This window comes from Rhodanobacter sp. K2T2 (assembly GCF_013408815.1).
Classification (GTDB): domain Bacteria; phylum Pseudomonadota; class Gammaproteobacteria; order Xanthomonadales; family Rhodanobacteraceae; genus Rhodanobacter.
Genome location: NZ_JACCCA010000015.1, coordinates 64012 through 89080, shown reverse-complemented (window position 1 = coordinate 89080; position 25069 = coordinate 64012). Strand labels below are relative to the sequence as shown.

At 62.8% G+C, this 25069-nt stretch carries 22 protein-coding genes and 1 pseudogene; 13 read left to right on the top strand and 10 right to left on the bottom strand.

Features of this window, described 5'->3' with window-relative positions; translation table 11 throughout:
• Positions 1 to 94: 94 nt before the first annotated feature.
• From HDE78_RS19085 to HDE78_RS19075, 3 genes and pseudogenes are all read right to left on the bottom strand, one after another.
• A pseudogene (locus tag HDE78_RS19085) lies at positions 95 to 329 on the bottom strand (integrase core domain-containing protein); the annotation flags it as partial.
• 165 nt (positions 330 to 494) lie between these two features.
• Complete coding sequence (locus tag HDE78_RS19080) at positions 495 to 1439, bottom strand: FAD-binding protein (protein WP_179482459.1); 945 nt, start codon at positions 1437 to 1439, stop codon at positions 495 to 497.
• A 55-nt stretch (positions 1440 to 1494) separates the two neighbouring features.
• A complete protein-coding gene (locus tag HDE78_RS19075) occupies positions 1495 to 2241 on the bottom strand; it encodes an electron transfer flavoprotein subunit beta/FixA family protein (protein WP_179482457.1) in 747 nt (248 codons plus the stop codon).
• 288 nt (positions 2242 to 2529) lie between these two features.
• Here HDE78_RS19075 and HDE78_RS19070 point away from each other — a divergent pair, with 288 nt between their 5' ends.
• Together HDE78_RS19070 and HDE78_RS19065 are read left to right on the top strand one after the other, a co-directional pair.
• A complete protein-coding gene (locus HDE78_RS19070) occupies positions 2530 to 3513 on the top strand; it encodes a glycosyltransferase family 2 protein (RefSeq protein WP_255457911.1) in 984 nt (327 codons plus the stop codon).
• The gene (locus tag HDE78_RS19065; protein WP_179482455.1) at positions 3506 to 4441 is read left to right on the top strand and encodes a glycosyltransferase family 2 protein; all 936 of its coding nucleotides are present in this window, start codon (positions 3506 to 3508) and stop codon (positions 4439 to 4441) included. Before HDE78_RS19070 ends, HDE78_RS19065 begins: the two co-directional genes overlap by 8 nt.
• A gap of 44 nt (positions 4442 to 4485) precedes the next feature.
• Here HDE78_RS19065 and HDE78_RS19060 read toward each other — a convergent pair whose 3' ends face one another.
• Positions 4486 to 6087 (bottom strand): electron transfer flavoprotein-ubiquinone oxidoreductase, encoded by a 1602-nt coding sequence (locus HDE78_RS19060; protein WP_179482453.1) that lies wholly within the window; start codon positions 6085 to 6087, stop codon positions 4486 to 4488.
• Positions 6088 to 6265: 178 nt separating this feature from the next.
• Here HDE78_RS19060 and HDE78_RS19055 point away from each other — a divergent pair, with 178 nt between their 5' ends.
• The 9 genes from HDE78_RS19055 (at position 6266) to HDE78_RS19015 (ending at position 15564) form a co-directional block, all read left to right on the top strand.
• Entirely contained in the window at positions 6266 to 7663 is a 1398-nt protein-coding gene (locus HDE78_RS19055) for an amidase (RefSeq protein WP_179482451.1), read from the top strand.
• 96 nt (positions 7664 to 7759) lie between these two features.
• Complete coding sequence (gene cysD, locus HDE78_RS19050) at positions 7760 to 8677, top strand: sulfate adenylyltransferase subunit CysD (RefSeq protein ID WP_179482449.1); 918 nt, start codon at positions 7760 to 7762, stop codon at positions 8675 to 8677.
• Positions 8677 to 10554: an adenylyl-sulfate kinase gene (gene cysC / locus HDE78_RS19045; protein ID WP_179482447.1), complete on the top strand. Its 1878-nt coding sequence runs from the start codon at positions 8677 to 8679 to the stop codon at positions 10552 to 10554. The genes cysD and cysC overlap by 1 nt, the downstream gene beginning before the upstream one ends.
• Positions 10555 to 10604: 50 nt before the next feature.
• The gene (locus HDE78_RS19040) at positions 10605 to 11240 is read left to right on the top strand and encodes an alpha-ketoglutarate-dependent dioxygenase AlkB (RefSeq protein WP_179482444.1); all 636 of its coding nucleotides are present in this window, start codon (positions 10605 to 10607) and stop codon (positions 11238 to 11240) included.
• 87 nt (positions 11241 to 11327) lie between these two features.
• On the top strand, positions 11328 to 12428 hold the full coding sequence (gcvT, locus tag HDE78_RS19035) for a glycine cleavage system aminomethyltransferase GcvT (RefSeq protein WP_179482442.1): 1101 nt from the start codon (positions 11328 to 11330) through the stop codon (positions 12426 to 12428).
• Between the two features lie 100 nt (positions 12429 to 12528).
• Positions 12529 to 12924 carry a glycine cleavage system protein GcvH gene (gcvH, locus tag HDE78_RS19030; RefSeq protein ID WP_179482440.1) on the top strand — a complete coding sequence of 132 codons (396 nt, stop codon included), beginning with the start codon at positions 12529 to 12531 and terminating at the stop codon, positions 12922 to 12924.
• Positions 12925 to 13122: 198 nt separating this feature from the next.
• Positions 13123 to 13398 (top strand): hypothetical protein, encoded by a 276-nt coding sequence (locus HDE78_RS19025; RefSeq protein ID WP_179482438.1) that lies wholly within the window; start codon positions 13123 to 13125, stop codon positions 13396 to 13398.
• Between the two features lie 228 nt (positions 13399 to 13626).
• Positions 13627 to 14139, top strand: coding sequence for a met regulon transcriptional regulator MetJ (gene metJ / locus HDE78_RS19020; protein WP_179482436.1), 513 nt, complete (start codon positions 13627 to 13629; stop codon positions 14137 to 14139).
• Positions 14140 to 14520: 381 nt separating this feature from the next.
• Positions 14521 to 15564, top strand: a complete 1044-nt coding sequence (locus tag HDE78_RS19015; RefSeq protein WP_179482434.1) for an energy transducer TonB — start codon at positions 14521 to 14523, stop codon at positions 15562 to 15564.
• A 66-nt stretch (positions 15565 to 15630) separates the two neighbouring features.
• Here the strand turns inward: HDE78_RS19015 and HDE78_RS19010 are convergent, their stop codons facing one another.
• Together HDE78_RS19010 and HDE78_RS19005 are read right to left on the bottom strand one after the other, a co-directional pair.
• Entirely contained in the window at positions 15631 to 16920 is a 1290-nt protein-coding gene (locus tag HDE78_RS19010) for a serine hydrolase domain-containing protein (protein ID WP_179482432.1), read from the bottom strand.
• A gap of 139 nt (positions 16921 to 17059) precedes the next feature.
• The gene (locus tag HDE78_RS19005) at positions 17060 to 17260 is read right to left on the bottom strand and encodes a hypothetical protein (RefSeq protein ID WP_179482430.1); all 201 of its coding nucleotides are present in this window, start codon (positions 17258 to 17260) and stop codon (positions 17060 to 17062) included.
• Positions 17261 to 17418: 158 nt separating this feature from the next.
• Between HDE78_RS19005 and HDE78_RS19000 the strand changes: the two genes are divergently transcribed.
• The gene (locus tag HDE78_RS19000; protein WP_179482473.1) at positions 17419 to 18681 is read left to right on the top strand and encodes an MFS transporter; all 1263 of its coding nucleotides are present in this window, start codon (positions 17419 to 17421) and stop codon (positions 18679 to 18681) included.
• Between the two features lie 9 nt (positions 18682 to 18690).
• On the opposite strand, the gene HDE78_RS18995 is transcribed toward HDE78_RS19000, so the two are convergent.
• The 3 genes from HDE78_RS18995 to mtgA form a co-directional block, all read right to left on the bottom strand.
• Positions 18691 to 19119, bottom strand: coding sequence for a CBS domain-containing protein (locus HDE78_RS18995; protein WP_179482428.1), 429 nt, complete (start codon positions 19117 to 19119; stop codon positions 18691 to 18693).
• A gap of 121 nt (positions 19120 to 19240) precedes the next feature.
• Positions 19241 to 20179, bottom strand: a complete 939-nt coding sequence (locus HDE78_RS18990) for a glycosyltransferase family 2 protein (protein ID WP_179482426.1) — start codon at positions 20177 to 20179, stop codon at positions 19241 to 19243.
• Positions 20180 to 20251: 72 nt separating this feature from the next.
• Positions 20252 to 20992, bottom strand: a complete 741-nt coding sequence (mtgA, locus tag HDE78_RS18985) for a monofunctional biosynthetic peptidoglycan transglycosylase (RefSeq protein ID WP_179482424.1) — start codon at positions 20990 to 20992, stop codon at positions 20252 to 20254.
• A gap of 128 nt (positions 20993 to 21120) precedes the next feature.
• Here mtgA and HDE78_RS18980 point away from each other — a divergent pair, with 128 nt between their 5' ends.
• On the top strand, positions 21121 to 22020 hold the full coding sequence (locus HDE78_RS18980) for an Hsp33 family molecular chaperone HslO (RefSeq protein WP_179482422.1): 900 nt from the start codon (positions 21121 to 21123) through the stop codon (positions 22018 to 22020).
• A 67-nt stretch (positions 22021 to 22087) separates the two neighbouring features.
• Here HDE78_RS18980 and HDE78_RS18975 read toward each other — a convergent pair whose 3' ends face one another.
• Positions 22088 to 24985, bottom strand: a complete 2898-nt coding sequence (locus tag HDE78_RS18975; protein WP_179482420.1) for an EAL domain-containing protein — start codon at positions 24983 to 24985, stop codon at positions 22088 to 22090.
• Positions 24986 to 25069: the final 84 nt, after the last annotated feature.

Sequence of the window (25069 nt, the reverse complement as noted above, 5' to 3'; positions counted from 1 at the left end):
CGGTCCAGCGTTTGATTTCTTCTTCCATCACGATGCTCATGGGGGTGCTCCCTTGGGAAAGTAACACCTGAGCAGGATTTCAGTGGGTCATTACATCGTCGCGCAAGCGGCCGTTGAACGATTCGATGTAAGCGTTCTGGTTCGGCTTACCCGGTTCAATCAGGCGTAACTGCACGCCACGCTCGTGCGCCCAGGTGACCATCGCCTTGCCACAGAACTCTTTGCCGTTGTGCCCAAGGGCAGGCTTCGCGCTGGCTGCGAATCACCTTGGGCAAGCCACGGCTGAGCGCGAGGCAATCCATCACCCGCGTCACGCCGAGGCCTGAGATCGCGCCGACCGACATACCGCTTTTGGCCTGACGCAAGGCAAAAGCGATCTGCTCTTCGCTGAACTTCGATTTTTCATAGCGAAACCGCCTCGCTGCTTGGGGTTAGTTCCGCCGAACTTCTAGATTTTTGGATGGCTCAAATAGCTGGAGGAGGTTACCCTCGACTTAGCCCATTGCTCGTTCCAATTCGGGAATCAGCTTGAAAAGGTCGCCGACCAAGCCGATGTCGGCGATCTCGAAGATAGGCGCTTCGCCGTCCTTGTTGATGGCGACGATGGTACCGGCGTCCTTGATGCCGGTGAGGTGCTGGATGGCGCCGGAGATACCGATGGCCATGTACAGCTCGGGGGCGATGATCTTGCCGGTCTGGCCGACCTGCATTTCGTTCGGTACGTAGCCTGCATCCACAGCAGCGCGCGAGGCGCCTACGGCAGCGCCGATCTTGTCGGCAAACTTGTAGATGATGTCAAAGTTTTCTTTCGAGCCGACGCCGCGGCCGCCGGAGACGACCTTGCTGGCGCTCTGCAGGTCGGGGCGATCGCTGCTGCCCTGCTTAAGTTCGACGAAGCGCGTATGTGTCGGCAGCGTAACGTCGAGCGAAAGTGCCTCGATCGGCGCGCTGTTCGCGCCGCTGTTGGCGGCCGGCCACGAGGCCGTGCGGATGGTAGCCACCACGGCATGATCGGCATTGGCCTCGACCGTGACGATAGCGTTGCCGGCGTAGATCGGCCGCTTGAAGGTGTGGCTCGATTCGACGCTCATGACGTCGCTGACCTGAGCCACGCCGAGCAGGGCGGCGACGCGCGGTGCGACGTCCTTGCCGAACGTGGTGGACGGCGCAAACACATGGCTGTAGCCGTTTGCAGCCTTGGCGATCTGCGGCGCCAATACGGCGGCGAGCGGGTGCGCGTTCTCGGCGCGGGCGACGGTCAGCACTTTGCTGACGCCTTCGATCCTGGCGGCATCGGCGGCGACCGCGTCGATGCTGTCACCGAGCACCAGCACATCGATGGACTCGGCTTTGACGGCAACGGCGGCGCTCACGGCGCGGGCGGTGGACGAATTGAGTTTGCCGTCCAGATGTTCGGCAATGACGAGAATCTTGCTCATGGGAAATCTCCAGGATTTCTATATAAATGTCGGCGGCCGGATGTCAGGTTGCTTCTTACAGCAAACCTTTCTGCTTCAGCGCTGCAACGAGTTCGGCGGCATCCTTCACCATCACGCCTTTGCCGCGTTTGACCGGGGGCGCGTAATGGGTGGTTTTCAGATGGTCGTGTGCTTCCACGCCCAGCGAGGCGAAATCGATGCTGTCGATCGGCTTGGCCTTGGCCTTCATGATATCGGGCAGCTTGATGAAGCGCGGCTCGTTGAGGCGCAGGTCGGTGGTGATGACGGCCGGCAGCTCGACTTCGATGGTTTCCAGGCCGGCGTCGACTTCGCGCGTCACCGTCGCTTTGCCGTCGGCAATCTCGACCTTGCCGGCAAAGGTGGCCTGCGGGCGATCCCACAGGGCTGCGAGCATCTGGCCGGTCTGGTTGGCGTCGTCGTCGATCGCCTGTTTGCCGACGATAAACAGCCCGGGCTGTTCTTTTTCGATCAGTTTGAGAAACACCCGCGCCGCGGTCAGCGGCTGCACGGCGTCGGAAGTCACCACGTGAATGGCGCGGTTGGCGCCCATCGCCAGGCCGTTGCGCAGATGGGCGGTGAGGTCGGCCGGGCCGATACCGACCACGACGACTTCCTCGGCCACACCCTTCTCGCGCAGGCGCAGCGCCTCCTCCAGCGCAATATCGTCGAACGGATTGGCCGACAGCTTGACGCCGTCGGTGACCACGCCGCTGCCGTCGGGTTTGACCTGAATGCGCACGTTGTAATCCACCACGCGCTTGTAGCCGACCAGAATTTTCATCAACGATTCCTCTAAATAATGTCCACGGGGACGCGTGTAGCGATGAGACAGTGCACTATTCTAACCCGAGCGGACGTCCGGCCCGACTGCGTTCCGGCCTGTGAAGCGGCTATCTGGCAGATTTACGGGTGAGGACTTCAGTATCATGCTCGATCGTCGTATAAAGCGGACACGAAAATTGCCGTTTGAAACGATTCCGCTGTTCAAGCGGCATTTGGACGCAGCGGTCGGAAGACGACGTATGGCGACTGTCCGGTTCGGTTTCTGCGCTTTTCTCAATGAGCAGCCATGCCCCTTCGCCTCTCCATTGTGATGTGTACCTACAACGGGGCGGAGTATCTGCAGGCGCAGCTCGACAGCCTGCTGGCGCAGACGCGTTTGCCGGACGAGATCGTGATCAGCGACGACGCGTCGACCGATGCCACGATGATGACGCTCGATGCGTTTGCCGCAATCGCCGGGAAGCACGGTGTCGACGTCAGGATTTCGAGACACACCGGCAATGTGGGCTTTGTGGAAAACTTTTCCTCGGCGCTGCGGCAGGCCACCGGCGACGTGGTGTTTCTTTGTGATCAGGACGATGTCTGGTGCCCCGATAAGCTGGCCGTGATGGCGGCGCGATTCGCGCAGGATCCAGATCTGTTGCTACTTCACAGCGATGCGCGGCTGGTCGATGCGCAGGGCCGGTCGCTGAATTGCTCGATGTTCGAGGCGCTGCAGATGACCGCCCAGGAAAAGCAGGCCATCCACGATGGCCGCGCGTTCGAGGTGGTGATGCGGCGCAGTTTCGTGACTGGCGCCACGGCAGCCATGCGTCGCGAGGTGATTGGGCTGGCGCTGCCGATCGCAGCGGACTGGATTCACGATGAATGGATCACGGCGGTAGTGTCGGCGGTCGGAAAAATGGATTTCGTCGACGCACCGCTGATCGACTACCGCCAGCACGGTGGCAACCAGATCGGTGCGCGCAAGCGCACGTTGGCGACGAAGTGGCAGGATCTGATTCTTCCCCGCGGTAGGTTTCTGGCTGACGAGGCGACGCGGTTGAGGCGCCTGGAAACGTTTTTTTCGCAGGCCGGTTTCTTCGATGGCACGGCACGGGCGTCCCAGGTTGCATATAAGCGCGCGCACTTCGAGCGTCGCATGGCGATTGGCCGGCTGCCCCGCTATCGGCGAGCGATACCTATTTTGCGGGAAGCTTACGCGGGCGACTACCGACGTTATGGCACCGGCATTCGTTCGATGCTGCGGGATCTGTTACGGCATGACTGACACCCTCGCGACCGATACGTCCGCGGTATGTGCGGTCATCGTGACCTACCAGCCGGATGCTGCCGCCCTGAACGCGCTGCTCGATGCCGTGACGCCACAGGTCGGCGCCGTGGTGGTGGTCGATAACGCCAGCGACGGCGTCTGGCGGCAGGCCATAGAGCATACTCGGCCGGACGTCGCCCTGCTGCGTCAGCCCTGCAATGTCGGGCTGGCCTTCGCGCAGAATGCGGGCATCGATTGGGCGCGCATGCACGGCTGCCGCCACGTGCTGCTGCTGGATCAGGACAGTGAGCCGGGTGTGGGTATGGTGGCGGCTTTGTTGAAGGCGCTCCAGGCGCTTTCAACGGAAAACAAGGTGGGTGCTGTCGGCCCGCGTTTTCATGACCGGCGCGAGGATCGCGATGCGCCGTTCGTACGCGTGGGCTTTCCACGCAGCCAGAAGCTGTGGTGCGAGAGCGAGGCGCAGTGTATTGCCTGCGATTTTCTGATCAGCTCGGGTGCACTGATTCCGCTGGACGTGATCGATCAGTTGGGCGCGATGGATGCTGGGCTGTTTATCGACAATGTCGACATGGAATGGAGCTTCCGTGCTCGTGCCAAGGGTTACACCTTATATGGCGTCTGTGCGGCGACCATGCATCATCACCTGGGCGACGAGCGGCGAGCGCTGCCGTTTGGCTTGGGCAAGATCGTGGTACATGGACCGTCGAGGCTGTACTACATGATGCGCAACCGGCTGCGGCTGTACGGCATGCGGCAGACGCCTTTCGTCTGGATCGCGCAGGACGTGCCGCGTGTGCTGGTGAAGCTGCTGCTGTTCGGCGTGCTGATCGGGCCGCGCTGGCGCAACCTGCGTTTCATGCTGCGCGGACTGTGGGACGGATTGATGGGCCGGCAGGGCGCTTGCCCGGCCGACCTCTTGCGCTGATACATCCGAAACCTTGCCGCCGCGAGGACGCGACGGCAACGCAGTCACATGTTCTGGTAATTCGGCCCCGAGCCACCTTCCGGCGTCACCCAGTTGATGATCTGGTACGGGTCCTTGATATCGCAGGTCTTGCAGTGCACGCAGTTGGCGGCGTTGATCTGCAGGCGCTTGCCGGCCGCATCGTCGACGATCTCGTAGACGCTGGCCGGGCAGAAGCGCGTGCAGGGGTTGCCATATTCCTCGGCGCATGTCGTGACGCAGATCGACGTGTCCGACACGTGCAGGTGAATCGGTTGATCCTCGTCGTGCTCGGTCGCGGCAAAGTACACGCCGGCGAGACGGTCGCGCGGCGGTAGCGTGCGCTGCACATAGTCGCGCTTTGGCTCTTCCTGCGCACCGAGCTTGTGCAGCGACGACCAGTCGGCCTTGTTCTTCAGCGTCCACGGCGACGCGCCGCCCAGGGCGGTTTCCCACGCGGCGTTCAGCAGGCCGAACCACAGGCCTTTCTTGAACGCGGGTTTGATGTTGCGGACTTTCTTAAGCTCTGCCACCACGTCGGAGGCGCGCAGCTTGGCGTCGAAGCCGGCGGGCTTCAGCTCATTGGCCACCAGATGTTCGGCGGCGAGCATGCCGCTCTTGATCGCCTGGTGCGTGCCTTTGACTTTCGGCACGTTGAGCAAGCCAGCGGTATCGCCGATCAGCAGTGCGCCGGGCATCTCCACGTTGGGCAGCGACTGGTAGCCGCCGGTGACGATGGCGCGCGCGCCGGCGGAAAGAATTTCGCCGCCCTCGAGCAGCGGCTTCAGCGACGGATGGTTCTTCCACTGCTGGAACGCTTCCCACGGTTTGTAGTCGGGGTCGCTATAGTCTAGGCCGCTGACGTAACCCAGGGCCACGCGGTCGCCGTCCAGGTGATAGATGAAGCTGCCGCCGTAAGTGTGGCTGTCGGCGGGCCAGCCGAAGCTGTGCACGATCTTGCCCGGCGTGGCGCGTCCTGCCGGCAGCTGCCACAGCTCCTTGATGCCGATGGAGTAGGCCTGCGGATCCTTGCCCTGGTCGAGCTTGAAGCGCTTGATCAGCTGCTTGGTCAGGCTGCCGCGCGCGCCCTCGGCCAGCACGGTGACCTTGGCCTTGATGTCGATGCCCTGCGCGTAACCGGCCTTGTGCGACCCGTCCTTCGCCACGCCCATGTCGCCGATGCTGACGCCGGCGACCGAGCCGTCCTCATTGAAGATGGTGTCGGCGGCGGCAAAACCGGGGAACACGTCGACGCCCAGCGCCTCGGCTTGCGGTGCCAGCCACGCACACATGGCGCCGAGCGACACGATGAAGTTGCCGTGGTTGCGCATCCCGGGCGGCACCGGCAGCTTGCGCCCGCTGTCCTTGCTGAGCAGCCAAAATTCGTCCTCGCCTGCCGGGACGCAGATCGGCGGCGGATTGTCGCGCCAGCCGGGCAGCAGCGCGTCCAGCGGCTGCGGTTCGATGACCGCGCCGGAAAGAATCTGCGCGCCGATGGTCGAGGCCTTCTCGATCACGCAGACGCTGACCTCGGGTTTGAGCTGTTTCAAGCGGATCGCAAACGACAGCCCGGCCGGCCCGGCACCGACGACGATCACGTCGTATTCCATCGTCTCGCGCTCGCTCATGGCTGGCTCCGTAGTTACTAAGTTGTGCGTGGGTCGGTTGCAAACCGATGATCAGGCGGTATTGTCCGGGTTCGTGTGCGGCGCGGCAACGCATGCCGCATAACGTCCAATCCCTGTCGGACTTGCACTCTGTTAACCGTGCAACGCGATAATCGGCAGACATATTCAAGGAGAGACCATGAATTCGACGTCGCCGATTGCCGATCTCGACCTGCGCCGCGCCACGCTGTGCCAGCTGCTGCACTGGCTGGCGAGCGGACGGGTGCAGGCGCGCGCGCTGTCCGAGGTGTATCTGGAGGCGATCGAACGGATCAACCCGCAGATCAATGCCTATATCGATCATCGTCCCAGCCTGATGCAGGACCAGGCGCATATGGCCGATCGCCGCCGCCGCGACGGCGCGATCGGTCGGCTCGACGGCATTCCGATCGCTTTGAAGGACAACTTCGACGTCGCCGGCTGGCCAACGCGCGCGGGCCTGCCGGGGCGTCGTGAGCCGGTCGAGCACGACGCGCATGTCGTGCAGCGGCTGCGCGCATCGGGTGCCGTGCTGGTGGGTCGAACCAATATGGACGAAGGCGCGCTGGGCACCGTGACCGACAACCCTCATTTCGGCGCCACGCACAATCCGCATCGTCACGGGTATACCGCCGGCGGTTCCTCCGGCGGCGCGGCGGCGGCTGTCGCGGCTGGTCTCGCTGTCGCGGCCATCGGCTCGGATAGCCTCGGCTCGATCCGCATTCCGGCCAGCTACTGTGGCGTCTACGCGCTCAAGCCCACGCATGGCGAACTATCGGCGCGCGGTTTGGTGCCGGCCGCGCGCCGTCTCGATGCCGTTGGACTGCTGGCGCGCGGTGTGGACGATCTCACCGTGCTGCTGCAGGTGCTGGCCGGGTACGACGCCGACGACGCGCGCTCGCGCCGGCGCCGGGTGGCGTTTGCGCTGCCGGACTGGGAGCCGGGTCATCTGCGCGCGGGCTTTCTGCCCGACCTCGCCGCCATCGGCGTGCAGCCGGATGTGATCGACGTGTTCGAGTCGGCGATGGCCAAGTTACCGCATGCGCTGGGCGATCGGCGCACGGTGGATTTCGACGACTGGGATTTCGCGCGCACGCGCCGAGCTGGCCTGTTGTTGATGGAAGCCGAGATGCTCGGTACGTTTGCGGCGGATCTGGCCGACGCGCAGCACCCGGTGTCGCCGCGCTTCCGCGACATGCTCGGCTACGCCGCTGGCAAGAGCGCCGCCGACTATGCTGCCGCCGATCGCGTGCTCGATGCGGCCACGTTGAAGATGCGTCGACTGTTCGCCCAGGTCGACGTGCTGATTCTTCCCACCACCTCGCAGGGTGCGTTTGCACTCGATGGCCCGATACCGGATTCGCAGGCGGATCTGGCCAGCTTTGCCAGTCTCGCCGGCTGCCCGGCGGTCAGTCTGCCGATGGGCACCTTGCCCGATGGCATGCCGATCGGCCTGCAGCTGGTCGGTGCGCGGGGCTCGGACCTGCGCCTGCTGGAACTGGCCGCGGTGTGTGCCGCCACCCTCGACGCCGAGCCGGCGTATCCGGTGATCGCCTGATCATCGCGTACCATGTGAGGTCTTGCATCTACGCGTGCATCTACGCGCCCGGGTCGCCCGGTCATCCACACCACTGCGTATCGTTTTATCCAGGCCATGACCACTGATTTTCTGCCGCCGCATTCCCATCTCGATGACCTCGAAGCCGAGAGTATCCACATCTTCCGCGAGGTGGCGGCGAGTTTTCGGCATCCGGTGATGCTGTATTCCATCGGCAAGGATTCTTCGGTGCTGCTGCACCTGCTGCGCAAGGCGTTCTTTCCGGCCCGCCCGCCGATGCCCCTGCTGCATGTCGATACGACCTGGAAGTTCCGCGAGATGATCGCCTTCCGCAATGAGGTGGCCGCGGCCGGCGATGTCGAGGTGCTCGTGCACATCAACGAGGATGGCGTGCGCCAGGGCATCTCGCCGCAAACGCACGGCGCCACCGTGCATACCGACGTGATGAAGACGGTGGCATTGAAGCAGGCGCTGGACAAACACGGCTTCGATGCCGCCATTGGCGGTGCCCGTCGTGATGAAGAGAAATCGCGGGCCAAGGAGCGGATTTTTTCCTTTCGCAATGCGCAGCATCGCTGGGATCCGAAGAACCAGCGCCCCGAGTTCTGGCATACCTACAACACGCATATCCGCAAGGGCGAGAGCGTGCGGGTTTTTCCGTTGTCCAACTGGACCGAGATGGATGTCTGGCTGTACATCCAGCACGAGAATATTCCGGTCGTGCCGCTGTATTTCGCCAAGCCGCGGCCGGTGGTCGAGCGTGACGGCGCCCTGATCATGGTCGACGACGAGCGTTTCGTTCTGCATCAGGGCGAATCGGTACAACTGCGCGAGGTGCGGTTTCGCACGTTAGGATGCTATCCGCTGACCGGCGCGGTGGAGTCGTCCGCCTCGACGCTGCGGGAGGTCATCGATGAAATGGTGCGCTCGCGCAGCTCCGAACGGCAGGGGCGGGTGATCGACCAGGACCCTTCGGCATCGATGGAGCGCAAGAAGCAGGAGGGCTACTTCTGATGACCGACGCCAAGGGTTTGCTTCGCTTCATTACCTGCGGTAGCGTCGACGATGGCAAGAGCACGCTGCTCGGTCGCCTGCTGTACGACGCCGGCATGGTACCCGACGACCAGCTCGCCGCTCTCACACGGGACAGCCGCAAGTTGCACGCGGAGCTCGGCGACGCGCTCGATTTTTCGCTGCTGACCGACGGCCTCGATGCCGAACGCCAGCAGGGCATCACCATCGATGTGGCCTACCGCTACTTTCATACATCGCGGCGCAGCTTCATTGTGGCGGACTGCCCCGGGCACGAGCATTACACGCGCAACATGGCCACCGGCGCCTCCCACGCGGAACTCGCCGTGGTGCTGGTGGATGCGCGCAAAGGCCTGCTGACGCAGACGCGCCGGCACACTTATATATGTGGGCTGCTCGGCATCCGTCAGGTGGTGCTGGCGATCAACAAGATGGACCTGGTCGATTTCGATCAGGTTGTGTACGACGCCATCGCCGACGAGTATCGCGAACTGGCGCAGTCGCTCGGCATCGACCGCGTGCAATGTCTGCCGGTGGCCGCGCCGACAGGAGAAAATGTGGGCAGCCGTTCCGCGCGCATGCCTTGGTACGACGGCCCATGCCTGCTGGAGCTGCTCGAGTCGATCGACGTGGCGGCGGCGCAGGTCGGCGACTTCCGCATGCCGGTGCAGTGGGTGAATCGGCCGGATCAGTCGTTTCGCGGCTATGCCGGCACGATTTGCGGCGGCAGCGTGACCCGCGGCGACGAGGTGGTGATTCAGCCAGGGACGCAAACCGCTCGGATCGAGCGCATCGTCGGCCCTGGCGGCGATCTGCCCAGCGCTTCGCGTGGGCAGGCGGTCACGCTGTGTCTCGATCGCGAGGTCGATGCCAGTCGTGGCGACGTCATTTCCACGGCGCTGCGCCCGGCACCGGTGGCCGATCAGTTCAACTGCCACGTACTGTGGCTGGGTGACGCGGTGATGCTGCCCAACCGTACCTATCTGCTGAAGATCGGCGCGCGCGAGGTGAATGCTCGCGTCATGTCGATCAAGTACAAGGTCGACGTCAACACACAGGCGAAGCTGGCGGCGCGTCTGCTCGAACTGAACGAGGTCGGCTACTGCACGATGGGGCTGGATGGCGATATAGCTTTCGAGGCGTTCGCGACTAATCCCACCCTCGGCGGTTTCATCCTGATCGACCGTCAAAGCAACGCCACGGTCGCCTGCGGCATGCTCGACTATGCGCTGGGCCGTTCGTCCAACGTGCAGTGGCAGCATGTCGATATCGACAAGGTAGTACGCGGCAGCAGCAAGGGACAGCGTCCGCTGTGCCTGTGGTTCACCGGGCTTTCCGGTGCCGGCAAATCGACCATTGCCAACCTGGTGGAAAAACGGCTGCACACGCTGGGTTATCACACCTATCTGCTGGACGGCGACAATGTGCGCCACGGCATCAACAAGGATCTGGGTTTCACGCCCCAGGATCGTGTCGAGAACATCCGTCGCATCGCCGAGGTGGCGCATCTGATGGTGGATGCCGGGCTGATCGTGCTGGTGAGCGTGATTTCGCCGTATCGCAGCGAGCGGCGTTCGGCGCGCGAGCTGTTCGCCGAGGATGAGTTCATGGAAGTCTTCGTCGATACGCCGCTGGAGGAGTGCGAGCGGCGCGATGCAAAAGGCCTGTATCAGAAGGCGCGCGCGGGGCTGATCCGCAATTTCACCGGTATCGATGCGCCGTATGAGCGGCCCGAGTCGCCGGATGTGCACCTGCTTTCATCCGGTCGGCACGCCGAAAGTCTGGCTCAGCAGCTGAGCGAACAGCTTTTGGCCAGAATTGTTCCCTCCTACGATGACGAGGATGAACCGGCGCGTTAGATCGCCGACGTAAGCGGGCGCAACCCGTTGGCTGGATAGTGGGTGAGTGCATGGCGTCGAGCCTTTCGAAAACTGCTGCGCAACGTATCGATCTGCCCGGTGCCGATATCACGCTGCATCCGGGGTGGCTGGCGTCGCACGAGGCCGACGCGCTGTATGCGGACCTGCTGGAAAGCGTAGCCTGGGAGACGCACTACATAAAGCTGTTCGGCCGTGAGGTCGCTTCGCCGCGGTTGAGCTGCTGGATCGGCGACGCGGGTACGGGCTATACCTATTCGCGAACGCGCTTCGAGCCGCGGCCCTGGCCGGAATCGCTGGCCAGCTTGCGCGGTCGCCTCGAAACAGACTGCATGGCGTCCTTCAACAGCGTGCTGGCCAATTTCTATCGTGACGGCAGCGACTCGATGGGCTGGCACAGCGACGACGAGTCGGAGCTCGGCGCGCGACCGGTGATCGCCTCGCTGAGCCTTGGCGCCACGCGACCGTTTCGCCTTCGTCGCCGGTTGCCGCGTGGCGTTCGTGTACAGCGCGGCGACACGCTGTGCCTGCCGCTGACGCACGGCAGCCTGCTGCGTATGGCCGGCGATACGCAGCGGCTTTATCGTCATGAGATTCCCAAGACGCGGGAACCTATCGGCGGGCGGATCAACCTCACCTTTCGCTGGATCGATTCGAAACAGGATTGAACACGTCTAAACGTGGCGCTTATGGTCGCCGCTTGGATTGACCGGAGCAGGCGGCGATAATGCGTGACTTTCCCGTAGGCTGCCGTCATGACCGACAAGACCGTACTCAATGCCACCCACCGCGCGCTGGGCGCCCGCATGGTCGACTTCGGCGGCTGGGACATGCCGATCAACTACGGCTCGCAGATCGAGGAACATCATGCGGTGCGTCGTGATGCGGGCATGTTCGACGTATCGCACATGACCGTGATCGATCTGCACGGCGCGCGCACCCGCGAGTTTCTGCGCCACCTGCTGGCCAACAGCGTCGACAAGCTCAAGGTCGCCGGCAAGGCGCTGTACTCGTGCATGCTCAACGAGCGTGGTGGCGTGATCGACGATCTGATCGTGTACTACTTCGACGACTCGCATTTTCGTCTGGTAGTGAACGCCGCAACGCGCGCCAAGGATATTGCCTGGATCGAGCGGCAGGCGCGCGCTTTCGACGTGGAGGTGAAGGAACGCCCCGAGTTCGCGATGATTGCGGTGCAGGGTCCGAACGCGCGTGCCAAGGTGATCGGTTTGCTGCACGAGGCGGATCGTTTGCGTATCGAGAAGCTCGGCAAGTTTTCCGCTGCCGCCGCACAGGGGCCTCGCGGTATGCCGCTCTTCGTCGCCCGCACGGGCTACACCGGCGAGGACGGTTTCGAGATCATCGTGCCGGAAGAACACGCCATCGCGTTGTGGGAGGCGCTGGCCAAGGCCGGCGTCGTTCCCGCCGGGCTCGGCGCGCGCGATACGCTGCGACTGGAGGCCGGCATGAACCTCTACGGTCAGGATATGGATGAGGACGTCTTGCCGTGGGAGGCCAATCTCGCCTGGACGGTGGCGCTGGACGAAGGACGCGACTTCATCGGGCGGGCCGCGCTCGAGGCGCAAAAAGCCGCAGGGGTTCCGCGCGCGATGGTCGGCCTGGTGCTCGACGACAAGGGCGTGCTGCGGCACGGTCAGAAGGTGCTCACGGCCCAGGGCGAGGGCGAGATTCTTTCCGGCAGCTTTGCCCCGACGCTCAACAAGGCGGTGGCGTTCGCGCGCATTCCCGCCGGTGATCCCGGCGACATCCGCGTGGATATCCGCGGCCGCGAGGTGCCGGTGCGTCTGGTGAAATATCCCTTCGTGCGCGACGGCAAGCCTTGCGAAGGTATCTGAAATCCACGCCCGGGCTGGTTCAGTCGCCGGACGTTTTGCGCTGCGCCGTATGCGGCTAGAATCCACCCATCCCCCTGCTACCCAACCACTGGACCCGATCATGAGTGAGATTCCCGGCGATCTGAAATTTCTCAAGTCCCACGAATGGGCCCGCGTCGAAGACGACGGCCTGGTTCGCGTGGGTATCTCCGACCATGCCCAGAGCCAACTTGGCGATCTGGTGTATGTCGAGCTGCCGGAAGTCGGTGCCGACATCAAGGCGGGTACCGGCGCTGCCGTGGTCGAGTCGGTGAAGGCGGCATCGGACATCTATTCGCCGATCTCCGGTGAAGTGGTCGAGGTCAACGAGATCCTCAGCGACAAGCCGGAGACCATCAACGAAGACGCCTACGGCGACGGCTGGATATTCCTGGTCCGACCCAGCGACCGCGCCGAGCTCGACGAGCTGCTCGATGCCAACGAATACGAAGAGCTGGTCGAGAACGAAGATCACTGAATCTTCGCTTTCGCGTCAAAGATCAACGGCCGCCTTTGCGGCCGTTGATCTTTTCGAACACTCGATTTCTCGATCACGCAAAACGAAGCTATCGAGCGGCTGCGACGGACAGTGGGCTGGTCGATAGGAAGAAGGTGTCGAGCCGAAAAATTTTCACACTCACGCATGCGATGGACGGCTCGTCGATTCCATCTCCAGATGACACATCGCGACGGCAAAAACATCGCCGATCGGCGCGAAGATTTCTCTTCGACGGGTTCACCCGCGGACGATCGGCAGGCTCCTTCGCGTCCGCTTCGAGCGAAGCGTCGGCCTTCAGAAACGAAAAATTCTGGCTCGACAAAAATATATTTTCGTCATGCCAGTGGCGTCCCGTTCATGTCCGCGGCGGCGATCGGATGGAAAAATTTGCGCGCTATTTTCAAGGCATTGAAATACCTTGATTTTGATCCGGAAAGAGAAGTTTTGTATTAAAACCCTTTGAAACAAGGGTTTTTGATGTCTTCGCGTATTTGAATGAAAACATTGTATGGACGTCTGGACGTCCATAGGAATATTTGTCTATGCCTCCGGAAGCGTTGGTGTGCCGGGGTTTGAGGGGGCTACAAAGGGGGTGAAGTGGATTGATTTCATGGCTAAAATCAATTGACAGCTGAAATCTTCAGGGATAGCTTTCGCAACAGATCACGGGGAATGTGCGTTATGGCAACAGCAAAATTCATTAAGCCGTATGTCGAGCACGGTGAAAAGGCAAACGCGGTACGCAAGATCACCGTCTCGATTCCGCTGCATGTTTTGCGGCGGCTTTCCGATTTGCGTACACACCGTCAAGTGAACAACCTTCGGCACGCTACCAACAGCGACTTGTTGGTTGAGGCGTTCCTGCACGCTTTTACTGGGCAACCACTGCCAACTGATGAGGAGCTGAGACGAACTATGGCCACTGCCAAAAAAACCACCGCAAAGAAACCGGCCGCCAAAAAGGCTGCCAAAAAATCCACCGTAAAGAAGGTTGCCGTCAAAAAGACCGCCACCAAGAAAGCCGCCGTGAAGAAAGTCGCCGCCAAGAAGGCTGTGAAGAAGGCGGTAAAGAAGGTTGCTGCCAAGAAGCCGGCAGCGAAGAAGGTTGCCGCCAAGAAGCCGGCTGCCAAGAAAGCCGTGAAGAAAGCTGCACCGGCCAAGGTGGTCAAGGCCACCAAGACCTCCAAGAAGTAAGCAAGGCAACACGTACACCAATAAAACTAGGTCATCGATACTTCTTTCCCCGCGGTGCCCAGCGCGGGGAAAGCACTTCGAAAAGATTCGTCCCGGCTTGCCGGGACGCTTCGTTTCAGGAGTCTGAAACATCCAGCGACCCCTGTTGGGGGGGCTGACAGGTTCCATGCGATCGCGGGAACCACGCGGTGGCGGCGTAAGGCGAATCGTCTTGGGTGGTTTGGCGCGGCCGCTTCGGCCTTACGCTGAGAGCACTCGCTATTTGCCGTGCTGCCTCATTGGGGTTACCTTTCACACATCCGCGCCGCGACCCGTCAGGGGACTGGTCGCTCCTACAGGGGGAAAAGCGCGGGTATCTATTCGATACCCAAGCGAGAGACCATGGATACCCGATACTCACTCGATACGCGTCGTCGTGCGCGCGGGGCTGCGAAGCCCCTGGTTGTTGCCGTCATTGTTGTACTCGCCGTACTGGTGATCGGCGCGTGGTTTCTGATCATCAAGCCGCATCAGGAGATGATGGCGGAGGACGCCGGAGGCCGCCCGTCCGCACTGATCGCGCCGTCGCCTGGAGCAGCCCCGACGCCACCGGCGAATGTGGCATCCATGGACGTCAACCAGCTGCTCGATGAAGCGCGCCGGGCCATCAACGAACAGCGCTATCTCGCGCCAGCGGGAAACAACGCGTTCGAATTCTATCTACGCGTATTGGCCAAGCAACCGGGCAATCAGGTGGCGGCCGATGCGTTGCGTGAAACGTTCCCGTATGCGGCGACATCCGCGGAGCAGGTGATCAACGCCCGCGACTTCAACGAATCCCAACGTCAGATCGATCTGTTGGCCAAGGCCGACCCGGCCAACTTCACTTTGACCATCCTGCGTTCCAAGCTCGACGCTCAGCGCAAGCTGCAGGACAAGCAAGAGCAGCAGGCGATCGATCAGCAGAAGGCGCAGCAGCTGGCGGCGCAGAGGGCCGCCACAGAAAAGGCCGAAGCGGACAAGCTGGCTGAGCAGCAGAAAGTTCAGGCCGCCGAAACGGCGCAGCTGAGGACGCGCCAGGCTAGTGCGGCGACGCAACCGGCCCAGCAGCAGGCCGTAGTGGCAGCGCCGACGGCTGCCGGCCAGAGCGAGCGCGCCGCGGCTGGCGCTATCGGGAAAACCAGTGAGGCGGTTCTGGTGAAGGGTGCCGAGCCCGTGTATCCGCCGAGCGCATTGCGCGCTCACCAGGCCGGCTGGGCCGTGGTGGCATTCACCATCGATCCCAATGGCCGCACCAGTGACGTCCACGTTACGAACTCTCAGCCCAGGCACTTATTCGATCGTGCCGCCATCGATGCGGTGACGCGTTATCGTTTTACTCCGGCGATGAAAAACGGAGAGCCTGTCGCCAGTACGCGGGAGCAAAGAATCGAGTTCAACCTCTGATCGAAGATTCAGCGTGCGAAAGAACGGTGCAGAGATGCGCCGTTCTTTTTGGTATTTGCTGCGGAATCAATGCGGCTTTCGAGTTTTGCGGGGCTTGCCGCTTTTCTTTGTTGCAGCCCCTGGCGCGGTGGCGCTCTCGATGCCCGCCCAATCGACGTGCGGCAGCCCCAGCAGGTTGTCGAACACCATGGGCATGAGTCCGCTGGGCACTGGCCCGGTCGAGTTCCACAGGGTCACCACGCCGGCGCGGTACTTCGGAAAGAAGCCGATCATGGTGCGATAGCCGGCCACGGCGCCGGCGTGATAGATCAGCGTTTCGCCGCCGTAATTGTAGACACGCCAGCCCAGCGCGTAGTACGCGGATTTCAGTCGCGCGCTGCGCCAGGGTGTGGCGCCCAGTTCGGTCGGTGTGACCACGCCGGGTGTGTGCAGCACATCGAGCAGGGATTGGGGAAGGACGTCCGGACGTGCGCCCATCTGCGCGGCCAACCACTTTTCCATATCGTGCAGGCTGGCGTTGACGCCGGCCGCTGGCGCGACGCGGTAATAGGTTTCCGTGGGCTCGAACGGGATCCAGCCGTTTGCCGAGGGTCGGTGCGGCCGTGCCCAGCTCGGGCTGGATTCCAGCGCAGCCAGGCCGTAGCTCGCCGTGGTCATGCCCAGCGGATAAAAGATGCGCTTGTCGACCAGGCGATAGAAAAAGTCGCCGGTGCGCGCCAGCACGATGTCGCCGATCATGCCGAAGGCCACGTTCTGATAGCCGTAGCACTGGCCCACGCCACAGGCCATGTCCACTTCATCGAGCTTGCGCACGAGCTCTTCGTAGGACACCTCGCCTTCGAGCATGCTGTCGTAGGTGTTGCGCGGCAGCCCGAGGCGCTGGCCGAGGATGTCGCTCACCGTCGCTTGCGCGCTCGCCTGCGCGTCCTTGAGCTTGAAGTACGGCAGCACATCGACCAGCTTGGTATCCCAGCTCAGCTTGCCGTCCTGGACCAGCAGGCCGGTCAGCGCGGTGGCAAACGCTTTGGACAGCGAGGCGAGTCGAAATACGGTGTCGGGTGTGATCGGCTTTTGCGTCGACACGTCGGCGTAGCCGACGGTGCGTTCCAGTACGACCTTGTCGTCGATCACCACCGCGGTCGCCAGGCCAGCCACGGCGTCACTGTCGGCGAGCCGATCGAGCCAGCGTTGATAGTCGGCCAGCGTGTCTTTGATACGTGCAGCCGGCAGGTTCTGCTCGACCGCTGCACCAGTGGCGACTTTCGGCGGCGCGGTGACGGCAGGCTGGGCGATCACCGCGGGGCTCGCCAATGCGCCTATGCTCGCGATCAGCAAAAAACACTTTTTCAAAGGCATGGTTTTTTTGGTTTCATGCGGCGAACGAGCGGTCCGCGATTGGATGATATGACGCGTATGGGCGTCGGAATCGACTTCTTATTTCTTTGATTGTCTAGCACTGGATGTCAGTCCACAACGGATAGGACGGTTTTTTGCGTTAGCCGGCAAAGGCGTCGATGTAACGCGGCGCCGAACCCTGTGTGGACGCCCTTGTTTCGGAGCGCGCGCGCTCTGCCTTGAGCTTTGACATAAAGAGCCGGCCTTGGTTCGTCGCCATCGCCACACCGAAGCCGACACGCGCGTCCGGCATCTGGCCAACGTGCGTCAATCGTCCCGAAAGAAACAGCGGCGTCGACAAGCGTGTTTTTGCGTTGCTTTGTCTATCTACCTTCACGCATATCCGTTGGAGCGCGATCTGCGCGTGCTAGTCTTTTTGCGAACGCCCTGGATAAGCCCGTGAACTCATTTCGTGACGCTGTTGTGGGCAAACCTGACGCGGGTCAATCCGCCGCACCGATGCTGTCGGCAGTGGCGTTTTTCTTCGTGATGACGTCGTACTACATCGTGCGACCCGTGCGCGATCAACTCAGCGGTGCGGTGGGCTCACCGTCGCTCCCGCTTTTCTATGGCGTGGTGTTTGCCGTGATGCTGCTGTTCACGCCCGCCTTCGGTCTGCTGGTTGCTCGTTATCCGCGAAGGCAGCTGCTGGGTTGGAGCTACAGCTTTTTCATCCTGTCGCTGCTCGCCTTCGCGCCGGCCTTCATGGCGCAGGATCGCATCGGAGCGCGTCAGCTCGGTGTCGCCTTTTTCGTGTGGGTCAGCGTGTTCAATCTGTTTGTGGTGTCGCTGTTCTGGAGCTTCATGGCCGACATCTTTTCCAGCCTGCGCGCGCGCAAGGTCTTTTCACTGATTGCGCTGGGCGGCATGGCGGGCGCGATCTTCGGTCCGCTGATCACCAAATTTCTGGTGGTGTGGATCGGCGTGGCGCCGCTGCTGGTGGTGTCGGCTGTCGCGCTGGGGCTGGCGCTGGTCATTCTGTTGACGATTTCCGCGCAGCACGATCGCCAGCCGGGCAGCCATGGTGACGAGGCGGTGGGCGGTTCGCTCTGGGCCGGCGTGCGCGAACTGTGGACGAGGCCGTTCCTGCGTTACATGGCGCTGCTGATGCTGTTCGGTGACGGCATCGGCACGCTTGCCTATGCGCTGGTGGCCGACTACGCCAAGGCGCATATCGTCGGCAATGTCGCGCGTACGTCGTTCTACAACGATCTGGATCTCTACACCAATCTGCTCGGTGCGCTGCTGCAGCTGACGCTGACGCCATGGCTGCTGATTCGGCGTGGCGCCGGCTGGGGGTTGGTGCTGGCGTCGCTGGTCAATGTGGCATTGCTCGCCGGCGTGGCGTGGGTCGGTGGCGGCGGTGTCGTGCTGTTCGGCTACGGTGTATCCGTGCTGGCGGTAATGATTGTCACCACACGTGGCTTTGCCTATGGCATGACCAAGCCGGCGGTCGATTCACTGTACACCCGGGTGCCGCGCGAAACGCGCTACAAGGGCAAGAACTTCGTCGAGACGGCCGTCTGGCGCCTGGGCGATGTGCTGGTCACCAGCGGCGTGAATGGCCTGCATGCGTTCGGTTTGGGTGTGGCAGGGCTCGCTGTGGTTGGCACCGGCGTTGCGGCTATCGCCACTGTCGTTGCGCGGCGCGCAGGATGGTCCGCCGATCTGGCGCCGGAGACGCCTCAGCAGGTGACGAAAGCAAAGCACATCGATGAATAAACCCGATCTTCAGCTGGTGATGTAGCGCTGCAGGTGTTCGATCTGCTCGGCCTGCGCGTCGATGACCGCCTTTACCAGATCGCCGATCGAAATCACGCCGACCACAGCACCGTCCTTGACCACGGGCAAATGGCGAACGCGGCTGTCGGTGCATAGGCGCATGCAGTCGAATACGTCGGTATCCAGACTTACCGTAAGCGGTTCGCTGTGCATGATGTCGGAGACGGCCGTGGCGGCCGACGAACGCCCCTGCAGGATCACTTTACGCGCGTAATCGCGTTCCGACACGATGCCCAGCAGATGCTCGCCCCGCATCACCAGCAGCGCGCCCACGCGGTGCTCGGCCATTTGCTTGATCGCGTCGAGCACCGGGGCGTCCGGCGCAATGGTGAAAATCGTGCTGTCCTTGCTTTCGAGCAGATGTCGGACCTGGTGCATGACGGGGTCTCCTGCAGGCCCGGACGGGCCGAGTTCAGCGAGTCTACTGCGGCGCCATGACGGGCGGTAGTGACCTGCCGAAGCCGGTTGAAAGTGCGCGCTTGCCGTTCATCGCGGTGGTTCAGCTCGACTGTCGCGGCGGCCGGTGTTCTTCGATGAAATACAGCGGGCGCCGCTTGCTCTCGGCGTAGTTGCGTCCCAGGTATTCGCCGATCACGCCAAGCGCCAGCAGCTGCACACCGCCGAGGAACAGAATGACCAGTATCAGCGTAGGGTAGCCGCGCACCACATCGCCGTAGAACAGCGCGCGGATCAGCACGAAGAAACCGTAGACGAAGGCAAAGCCGGCGGACGCGACGCCGACCCAGGTGGCCAGCCGCAGCGGTGCGGTGGAAAACGAGGTGATGCCCTCGATCGCCAGTTGCGCCAGCCGCCAGTAATTCCACTTGGTGATACCGGCCTGGCGAGGGTCGCGCAGGTAACGCACGGCGGTCTGCTTGTAGCCGATCCAGCTGAAAAGCCCTTTCATGAAACGTTGGCGTTCGCGCATCTGGGCCAGCGCATCGAGGGCGCGTCGCGACAGCAGGCGGAAGTCGCCGGTGTCTCGAGGTATCGCGGTATCCGATAGCTTGTTCATGCTGCGATAGAACGCCGCTGCAGTGAATCGCTTGAAGCGTGTTTCGCCAGCGCGCGCGCTGCGCGTCGCGTAGACGACGTCAAAGCCGGCGCGCCACTGTTCCACCAAGGCCGGAATGAGCTCGGGCGGGTCCTGCAGGTCGGAGTCGATCACCACAGCGGCATCGGCCGTCACGTGGTCGAGGCCGGCCGTCATTGCCGCCTCCTTGCCGAAATTACGCGAGAGCTTGAGCGCGCCGGCGCGTGGATCGCTCGCGACCAGGCGCTCGATGATGGACCAGGTGTCGTCCTTGCTGCCGTCATCCACGTAGAGCACGTCGCAATCCAGAGCGAGACCGTCCAGCACCTTGCTCAGGCGCTGATGAAAAGTCGTCAGCACATCCGATTCGTTGTACGCGGGAACAACAACGGTGAGTTGCGGCATGGCAGGCGCCGGGGAAGGGATGCGCCATGCTAACCAAGTAGCGTCGATCAGGCGAATAGGTTGAGGAGACGCTCAGCGCTTAGCGTGTGGCGGCGCGTTGCCTTCGATATAGCCTGGTCCGCCGAGCTGGCTCATCTGCTGTTCGATCCAGCCGGCGCGGCGCAGCACGTACGCGCTGGGCTGGTCGGCATGCAGGCGCCGCGGGCTGGGCAGCACGGCCGCCAGGCGCGCGGCTTGCGACGGGCCGAGCCGCGCAGGCACCGTATGAAAAAACGCGTCGCTGGCGGCGCCGACGCCATAAACCCCGTCGCCCAGCTCGGCGATGTTGGCGTACACCTCCAGAATGCGCTGTTTGGGCCAGGTCATTTCGATCAGCACGGTGAAATACGCCTCAAGCCCCTTGCGCACAAAACTGCGCCCGTTCCAAAGGAACAGATTTTTTGCCGTCTGCTGGCTGATCGTGCTGGCGCCGCGCAGTCGGCCACCGTCGTCGGCCTCGTCGATGGCGCTGTGGATCGAGTCGAAATCGAAGCCGTGGTGGTAGGGAAACTTCTGATCCTCGCTAGCCACCATCGCCAGCGGAACCCATGGCGATATCTGGCTCCACGGCACCCAGCGATGGCGCAGATGAAAATTCGGCTCGTGATGCACCCATGCGCCGATCTGGCGTTCCACCATCACGGCCGATGTCCACGGCGGTATAAAGCGCAGCATCAGCACCATCAGCCACGTCACACCGAACCAGGCCAGTGCGACGATCGCCAGGAGGCGCAGCAGGCGACGCAGCGGAGATCGTCGGGAAAACTCGGACATGGGCGACACGCTATCGGAAGTCCAACGAGTATAACGGCGTTGTTCCCCAGCGTCCGCGCCCCCATTTGAAAGAGTTGTCGGTGCGGCTCGCGCAGCCCCGATACTTCGATCTCACGAGGACCACCGTTTTGGAAAAGCTGCCAGTCGACGATGTTCTTTACCGGTTTCTGTTGGAGCACGCAGGCATTCGCGGCGCGCTGGTCCGATTGGGCCCGGCATGGCGCGAGGTGGCCGGCCGTGCGCAGTATCCGCCGGCGCTACACGCGGTGCTGGGTGAAGCGCTGGCCGCCAGCGCGCTGCTTACCGGCAACATCAAGCTCGATGGCGCGCTGTCGATCGAGTTGAAAAGCACCGGTGCGCTTCGCCTGCTGTTTGCCGAATGCAATGACCAGGGCAGCCTGCGCGGCCTCGCTCGCTGGAACGATCCGCTGCCCGAGCCGCTGCAGCTGCAGGCGCTGCCCGAAGCCATCATGGCGATCACCATCGGCAATGTGGAGCGCGGCCAGCGCTATCAGGGCCTAGTGGATCTGCAGCACGCGAGCTTGGCCGACGCGTTGGAAAATTACTTCGTTCAATCCGAACAACTGCCGGCGCGGATCGTGCTGGCCACCAGCGGCGACTATGCCGTCGGCCTGATGCTGCAAAAGGTTCCCGATGAAGGCGGCCGCGACGCGTCTCACGACGCGGACGCGTGGAATCGCGTGGTCCAGCTCACCGCTACGTTGGGCACGGAAGAACTGCTCGCCACGGCGCCCGCGCAGCTGCTGTATCGGCTGTATCACGAAGAGTCGGTTCGACTGTTTGAATCGCGCCCTCTCGCCTTCGGCTGCAGCTGCAGTCGGGAGCGTGTCACGGCGATGCTGCGTTCGCTGGGCCGCGAGGAGGTGGAGGCCGCGCTGGAAGCGCGCGATGGCGAGATCGAAGTGATCTGCGAGTTCTGCGCGCAGCGCTACCTGTTCGATCGTATCGACGCCGAGCACCTGCTCAGCGAGAGCCCCGTGTTGAGTACCCCGGATACGGCGCAATAGCCATCGGGTTGGCTTGACGTCGAGCGGCGCTGGCCGCGTGCCTTTCGCAGCGCCGTCGATCGACCGATCAATTCGGTCGCGGCGGCGTGACCGAGCCAAGCCACGTTTCGGCGGCCTGAGCGGCGGCGAACAGAAAGCCCTGGCCATAGCGGCAGCCGACTTTCATCAACGCCTGTCGCTGCGATTCTTCCTCGATGCCTTCGGCGATCACCTTCATCTGCAGCGAATCGGCCAGCACCTGGATTGCGCGAACCAGGGCGAGGCCCTGAGTTTCCTGATCGTCCGCCGGCAGTTCGGTGATGAAGGATCGATCGATCTTCAGCGTCTCGAACGGATATTGGTGCAGATAGCTCAACGACGAGTAACCGGTGCCGAAATCATCCAGTGCAATGCCGACGCCGTGGCTGCGCAGGTTCTGCAGCATCTGCTTCACTTGGTTCGGATTTTCCAGCAGCGCACGCTCGGTGACCTCGATACGAATGCAGTGCGTGGGTACGGCGTAACGATCGAACAGCGCAAGCAGCTTTTGATCCAGGTCCGGTGAGCGGAAGTGCCGGCCCGAGACGTTGATGCTGATGAAACCATCGGCACCGATCAGCTTCATGCCCTGTTTGCATACCTGCTCGAAGATATGCCAGTCGATCGCCTCGGCGCAGCCGCAGTCTTCGGCAATCAGCAAAAAGTCCTGCGGCAGCAGCAGGCCGCGCTGCGGATGGTGCCAGCGCAGCAGCGCCTCGTAGCCGGCGACCCGGCCATCGGCCAGTTCCACGATCGGCTGGTAGAACGGCACGAATTCGTTACGGCTGAGCGCATGGCGAAGATCGCTCTCCATGTCCAGCAGCGACAGCGCCTGGCGTCGCAGCCGCTCGTCGAACATCGCGGCGCGATGGCGGCCGCCGTCCTTGGCGTTGTACATCGCTGCATCGGCGTCACGCAGCAGCTCTTCGGGCTGCTTGTAGTGCGGGCTGGAAAGGGTGATGCCGATCGAGGCCGAGGTGAAGATTTCCTTGGTCCCCAGCCGGAACGGCGTCTGCAGTTCGACGATGATGCGCTCGGCGACGACCATCGCCTTGCTGGTGTCGGCGATGCCCTCGAGCAGCACGGCAAACTCATCGCCGCCGAGGCGGGCGACCACATCGCGGGTTTTCAGGCAGGCGCGGATGCGGCCGCCGACCTGGAACAGCAGATCGTCGCCGACCAGGTGACCGACCGAATCGTTGATCACCTTGAAGCGATCCAGATCGATAAAGAGTACGGCGAACTGTTCGGCCGGATTGGCGGTATAGCGCTGCATCGCCTGTTCCAGCCGCTGTAGCAGCAGGGTGCGATTGGGCAGGCCAGTGAGCGAATCATGCAGGGTTTCGTACTTCAGCCGCCGCTCGACGCGCTCGCGCTCGGCGATTTGTTCGCGTAAATCGCGATTGGCCAGCGCCAGCGCGCGGGTGCGTTCGGTGACGCGTCGCTCCAGCCCCGCATACGCCTGTTTCAGCGATGAATCGGCGTAGCGCCGCTGCAGCGCGTTGGCGATGTGGTAGCTGACGAAGGTCAGCAGTTCCTGGTCGCGCTCGTGATAGTTGTGTTCGAGCGAATAGCTTTGCAGCGCGAGCACGCCCATCACTTTGTCGCCCCAGACCAGCGGCACGCCAAGCCAGCAGACCGAGCGCGTGCCGAAGTGGGCGATTTCACCGGCCTCGACCAGCCGATCGATGTCGGTAGGGAATGCCAGGAGCGGCCGCCCGCGGCGCAGCACATATTCGGTGGCGCCGCGGCCGTGCGCGCGCGATGGCCGCACGTTGTCGACTTCATCGACCGAATAGGGAAAGGTCAGCTCGTTGGTTTCCTCATCGACCAGCGCGATATAGAAATTACGCGCGTAGAGCAGGCCGCTGATGGCCTGATGTACGGCGGCGTAGAAATTGTCCAGACTGATCGGGGTATTGGCCAGTTCGGCAATACGGAACAGCGCGGCCTGCAGACGTTCACCGCGCTGGCGCTGCAGCACCTGCTGACGCAGCACGCGGTTGGCTTCGCGCAGCGCTGCCGTGCGATCGGTCACCCTCCGGCCCAGCTCCAGATGCGCCTCGCGCCGCTCCAGCGCGGTCTGTACGTGCTGTGCCACATAGTTCAGCAGCTCCAGGTCGTGCCGCGAATAATGCGTATCCGCGCGATAGCTCTGCACCACGATGCCGCCGACGACGCGCCCCGCGCGCAGCAGCGGTACGCCCAGCCAATGCTCGCAGCGGGGGCCCACCAGCACGAATCGTTCGCCGAACTGTCGCTCCAGCTCCTCAGTCGAGCCCATCATCGGGCGACCCTCCTGCAGCAGATTCCAGGTCAGGCTGTGCAGCACCTCCTGCAGCGGCATGTCCTGATCGGGCGGCGGCGGATCGGTATCGACCGTGTCGACGTAGTAGGGGAACCGTATGGTGTCGCTCGTGGCGTCGTGCAGCACGATGTAAAAGTTCTCGGCATACATCAGGCTGCTGACGATCGCGTGCAGCGAGCGCATCATTTCCGGCATGTCGTGCTCGGCGCCGGCCTGCTCGGCAATGGCGTACAGCGCCCGCTGCAATCGTTCGGCCAGTGCGAGCCGAGAAATGGCCTCGTACAAACGGCTGGTTTCGGCCAGCTGGCGCAGGCGTGTATTGCCCAGTCGACCCAGCCATGCCAGCTGTTCCCGCACGCCGTCCAGCAGTGGCCTGCCGTCCCATTCCAGCGTCATGACGCGGTCGCCTTGCGGGTCTTGCGCCAGGTCGAGCTGAGTTTCCGCAGCCGCTTGCTCGTCCTTCGGCCGCCAGCGTAGCCGTCCCTCGACGCCCAGGCTGAGCATCATCCGCTCGCAGATCTCCATCACGCCGGCCGCGTCGACCGCGTCGAACAGCTTTTCGACCGCGTAACGCAGGGACGCAAGATCCCGCACCACTAAAAATGGCAGGGACGGGCGGGTCGTGGGTGTGACGCTCATGCGACGTGATCGCTTCCGGGCCGCGCTTGTGGATCGAGGTATCGGTACGTTATTTTCTTGTGTAAGCTTATATCGCGTAAGTTG